The organism is Staphylococcus pettenkoferi (genome assembly GCF_002902685.1).
Taxonomy (GTDB): Bacteria; Bacillota; Bacilli; order Staphylococcales; family Staphylococcaceae; genus Staphylococcus; species Staphylococcus pettenkoferi.
In genome coordinates this window covers 1-1,618 of the sequence record NZ_PPRN01000104.1, presented here as the reverse complement: position 1 = coordinate 1,618, position 1,618 = coordinate 1, and the positions used below count along the sequence as shown (strand labels likewise).

The window sequence follows — 1,618 nt, the reverse complement described above, 5'->3', positions numbered from 1 at the left end:
AGATGTGTATAAGAGACAGTCTCATAATTGCGTGTAAATTATCTCCGCTACCTGTTTTTTTAACTAGACCAATCATTTTAGTAGAACCAACTTTTTTTGGTTTACATACACTATTAAATTCTTCATTTAGGTCACTATTATAATCCAATATAATATCGTTTATTTCATCATCTGAATCATCATCGAATTTTGAAGTCTCTATTCTAGAAGTTTTTGTAGTACCTTTCACCGCTTTCACTTCAGTAGTCATCGTTTGTTTTTTGGGTTCTTTGTATTTTAATTTTTTAGCTTCTTTTAACTCTTTCTTATTATCTTCTTTAAATTTGTCATCATCAGAAGAAGTTAAATTTTCATAAAGGTCAATTTTTTTTCGTTTAGCATCTTTGAACGCCTTTTTATCTTCTTTTTTTGCCATTTTAATTAGATCTTTATCACTTTTTTTCTCAGCTTCCCCGACGTTCATATGTTTTTCTCTAAAGTTATACAAAGTAGCCTTTCCGTCTTCAACATTTGCGATACCGTCTAAATATTGATCTTTATCTATTTCATCATCGCTATCCTCATAGAGCAATACTACATGATTACCTTTATTAAGTTGGTCAGTAAAACTAACTGTCTTCCCTTTTTTATCACTCTTGCTTTGACCACAAGCCCCTAAAATAAAAATAGTAGATAAAATTAATACTAAAAATTTCTTCATAATATAAATCCTCCGCTATATCTATTTGGAATAATATTTCCATGGTAGATGATAACTTAAATTCAATAAAATGATAATACTTTTTAGGAAATTAATCCAAAAAAGTTCGACTTTATACGAATAAAACCGTTTATCTAATTAAAGATAAACGGTTTAAATATTATTGAATTATTTGTTTTTGTAACTTTTTAAATCTATATAACATTGCTAAACGCCAAGGTACAATCATACTGAAAGCTAATAAAAAGAACATACCTGCGAGCTGTCCTGGGTCAATCGTATTACTAACAAAAATCTTAATAACAGTTCTTATTACTAGTAAACTAATCAAAATAATTGGAAAGGCTTTAGATCTCTTCATATAAATCTCACTGCCTTGAACTTCAAATTTGGATGTCCAAATTAATACACTTGAAAATATCACGCCAAGTATTATTGATTCTAGAATTTCCATACCAGTGAGTCTAAAGTAAGGAACGACATACATCAATGCACCAGTTGCCATGAAGAAAGGTGGTAAGATTATTTTCTTTTCATTAACTGGAAATTTCTGAGCTTTCATTCGTATGATAATAACTGCAATACCCATTAAAAAGGCGAAAGCTATGGAGAATATAAGATAAAGCACGTTTACACCTTCTTTTATACACTTATGATTTATTCATAGTCGACATTATACCACTAACACCTTCTAATATCAGTAAATTTAATGAGTTAATTTTTAACATATGACGTCCTATTTAAAATGTCTACATTGTATTCTGACATAATGAGAAAGAAGAAGGGCTAAAAGCGATATAATACATACGCTTCTAGCCCTTATATGCAAATTATGGCTGTACACTTTTAATGGTTGGTGATAAAAAATCACTAGCCGTTAATTTTCTTTATACACCAAAAAAGGCACGAATATCTCTA

At 29.4% G+C, this 1,618-nt stretch carries 1 protein-coding gene and 1 pseudogene; both read right to left on the bottom strand.

Translation table 11 applies throughout. The annotated features are described in order from the left end of the window. Nucleotides 1–700, bottom strand: a pseudogene (locus CD126_RS11870) (hypothetical protein); the annotation flags it as partial. 160 nt (nt 701–860) lie between these two features. Further along, nucleotides 861–1,328, bottom strand: a complete 468-nt coding sequence (locus tag CD126_RS11865) for a CcdC family protein (RefSeq protein ID WP_049405129.1) — start codon at nt 1,326–1,328, stop codon at nt 861–863. Nucleotides 1,329–1,618 lie beyond the last annotated feature (290 nt).